Origin of the sequence: Streptomyces sp. XM83C, from assembly GCF_023072675.1 — a bacterium.
Taxonomy (GTDB): domain Bacteria; phylum Actinomycetota; class Actinomycetes; order Streptomycetales; family Streptomycetaceae; genus Streptomyces; species Streptomyces thermocoprophilus.
Genome location: NZ_JALLGL010000473.1, coordinates 1 through 3,101, shown reverse-complemented (window position 1 = coordinate 3,101; position 3,101 = coordinate 1). Strand labels below are relative to the sequence as shown.

Annotated in this window: 2 protein-coding genes and 2 pseudogenes; 2 read left to right on the top strand and 2 right to left on the bottom strand. The window is 71.0% G+C overall.

Annotated features, from left to right (window positions below):
* A pseudogene (locus MTQ10_RS31775) lies at positions 1-108 on the top strand (IS5/IS1182 family transposase); the annotation flags it as partial.
* 15 nt (positions 109-123) lie between these two features.
* On the opposite strand, the gene MTQ10_RS29375 reads toward MTQ10_RS31775, so the two are convergent.
* Together MTQ10_RS29375 and MTQ10_RS29370 are read right to left on the bottom strand one after the other, a co-directional pair.
* Positions 124-1,746, bottom strand: a complete 1,623-nt coding sequence (locus MTQ10_RS29375; RefSeq protein WP_247473444.1) for an alpha/beta hydrolase — start codon at positions 1,744-1,746, stop codon at positions 124-126.
* A 139-nt stretch (positions 1,747-1,885) separates the two neighbouring features.
* Positions 1,886-2,065 (bottom strand): annotated as a pseudogene (locus MTQ10_RS29370) (Rv2578c family radical SAM protein); the annotation flags it as partial.
* A gap of 278 nt (positions 2,066-2,343) precedes the next feature.
* Between MTQ10_RS29370 and MTQ10_RS29365 the strand changes: the two are divergent.
* Positions 2,344-2,787 (top strand): SRPBCC family protein, encoded by a 444-nt coding sequence (locus MTQ10_RS29365; protein ID WP_247473442.1) that lies wholly within the window; start codon positions 2,344-2,346, stop codon positions 2,785-2,787.
* The last annotated feature ends 314 nt before the right edge of the window (positions 2,788-3,101 follow it).

Below are 3,101 nucleotides of genomic sequence, written 5' to 3'. Positions count from 1 at the left end.
AACCGCCTCAAGCAATGGCGAGGCATCGCCACCCGCTACGAGAAGACCGCCACCATCTACCTGGCCGGACTCCACATCGCAGGCATCTTCCTCTGGTCCGCCCGGTGATCCAAACGAAACTGCCTAGCCGCGGAACCCGAGCAGCCCGTGCAGGGTCGAGCCGCGGCTGTCCTGCGTCGCGGCCCTGGCGTTCAGCGGCTTCGGGTCGGGCAGCGCGTCGCACACCGCGTCGGCCTCGCCGCGTCCGCGGGGCACCGTGCCGTCCGTCAGATAGGCCGCCAGGTGTTTGTCCAGGCAGCTGTTGCCGCTGAGGGTGATGCCGTGGTTGCCGCCGCCCCGCTCGACGACCAGGCTGGAGCGGGCCAGCAGATGATGCATCGTCACACCGCCCTCGTACGGGGTGGCCGCGTCGTCCGTCGCCTGGAACAGCAGCACCGGGGGCAGCTTCGCGTTGGCCACGCTCACCGGGATGCGCGAGCCGGTCGGCCAGAACGCGCACGGCGCGTTGTACCAGGTGTTGTTCCAGGTCATGAAGGGTGCCTTGGCGTGCACCTCCCAGGTGTCCTCACGCCACTGGTCCCAGTCCCTGGGCCACAGCGCGTCCCGGCACTGCACCGACGTGTACACGCTGTAGCCGTTGTCGCCGGACGCGTCGACGGCGGCGAAGGACTCGTACGCCTCGATCAGCGGGCCGTCGTCCTCGGCGCCCACGTACGCGGCGAACGCCTCGGCCAGGTAGGGCCAGTAGCCGTTGTAGTAGCCGCCGGGGATGAAGGTGTCCTCCAGCTCCGACGCGCCCACCTTGCCGCCGGCCGGCTTCTTCGCGAGGGCGGCGCGCATCGCGTACCACTTCGCCTCGACCTTCTCCGGGTCGGTACCGAGCCGGTAGGTGCCGTCGTTGCGGGCGACCCACGCCATGAAGGCCCGGTGGCGGTCGTTGAAGGCGTGGTCCTGGCTGAGGTTGTCGTCGTACCAGACGCCGGTCGGGTCGACGACCGAGTCCAGCACCAGACGCCGCACCCGCTGCGGGAACAGCTTGCCGTAGACGGCGCCGAGGTAGGTGCCGTACGAGTAGCCGAAGTAGTTGAGCTTCTCGGCGCCGAGGGCCGCGCGGATCGAGTCCATGTCCCGTACGGCCTGCACGGTGTCGATGTACGGCAGCAGGTCGGCGTACTTCTTCCCGCAGGCGTCCGCGAAGGCACGGGCGCGGTTCAGGTTGGCCTTCTCCAGCGCGCGTGTGACGGGCACGGAGTCGGGGCGGACCGGGTCGAAGTGGCCGGGCCGGCAGTCCAGGGCGGGCTTGCTGTCGCCGACACCGCGCGGGTCGAAGCCGATCACGTCGTACTGGGCGGCGACCTCCTTCGGCAGCGCGGAGGCGACGAACCCGGCGAGCGTGAGTCCGCTGCCGCCGGGGCCGCCCGGGTTGACCAGCAGGGGGCCTTGGAAGGTCTTCGCGGTGTGCGGGACGCGGGACAGGGCGAGGGTGATCTGCCGGCCGTGCGGGCGGCCGTGGTCGAGCGGCACCGTCAGCGAGGCGCACTGCAAGGTCGGGTAGTTCTCGGTGCCGCACTTCTTCCAGGCGAGCCGGGCGCCGGGGGCACCGGATGCGCCGGGCAGGCCGGACACGGTGGACGCGGCGGACGCCGTGGATGCGGAGTGCGGGGTGCTCGCCTGCGCGGGCAGGGCCGACACGGACCCGGCCAGGACGGCGGCGGCGCCGCACAGCACGGCTGCGCGTTTTCTCATTCGGGTCCTCCCAGGACGGAGGGGCGCGGGCCGTGAGGGTCACGGCCTCGGCCGCATCGTCCCGGAAACGACGCCTGGAAGAACGTATTCTGCCGATTCTTGACCCGATCGGGCCGAGGGAAGCCCTCGAACGCTCTCGGATCAGCGAGAGTCGAGTCGGCCCGGTCACCGTCTGCGGGGCCCGCGCCTCGGCACGGACACGGCGCGGCACGCCGGGACCGGCCGGGCCGATGCCGTACTCCTGCGCCGGTACGTGCACCTGACGGGTGATCCGGCGCTGATACCGCTTCCGGGCGTACGCGCCGCCCGCCCATGGCCGACGGCCGGGAGCGACACCGGGGCCGGGGCGGTGACGGTACGGCGAAGCCCTGCGGAGACCCGGGAACCCCCCGGATTGCTGCGGGGCTTCCGTCGGTCCGTCACCTGCGTGGATCCGGGGACGGGAGAGATCAAGCGTTCGCTTGATCGTGCGAACGTCACCCCGTGTCCGCTCCTGACACTCGAACGATCGGTTCCGCTCCGTCGATTTGGGCAGGCGGCGGCGGGGGTGGTTGGCTGTCCCGCAACCCCGAGAACATCAGGTCCTGGAGGGATCCCATGGCGCAGGTCGAGGCCACTACCGAGCGGGTCGTGGCGGCGGACCCGGAGAAGGTGTTCGACACCCTCGCCGACTACACCGGCACGCGCGCGAAGCTGCTGCCCGAGCATTTCAGCGAGTACGAGGTGCGCGAGGGCGGCGACGGCGAGGGCACCCTCGTCCACTGGAAGCTCCAGGCCACCAGCAAGCGCGTGCGCGACTGCCTCCTGGACGTCACCGAGCCCACCGACGGGCAGCTCGTCGAGAAGGACCGCAACTCCTCGATGGTCACCACCTGGACCGTCACCCCGGCCGGCGAGGGCCGCTCCCGGGTCGTCGTCACCACCACCTGGAACGGCGCCGGCGGCATCGGCGGCTTCTTCGAGAAGACCTTCGCCCCCAAGGGGCTCGGCCGTATCTACGACGCCGTCCTGGCCCGGCTGGCCGGCGAGGTCGAGAAGTAACGCCGCACCCGCGATTTGCCCACCGCGCATGCGTGCGCGTACCGCCGTCCCGTGGGGCCGCCCCGCGGGACGGCCTCGTACGTGCCCAAGTCCCCTCGTGTCGACGGGAGTTGACCGACTCACCGGTTCGAGTGGATCTCGCGGTTCCAAACCGTTTCACCGTAACTCGCCGCACCTGACCGTAGTTGCCGCATTACGCGGAAATTGTGAACGGGTGTGACGAGGGGAGCGGTACGTGGGCGGGATCACTCTGGTGCACGACGAGCCGGCGGCGGCACCCCCCGACCCCGCCCCCCCGGCCCCCGTCCCCTCTA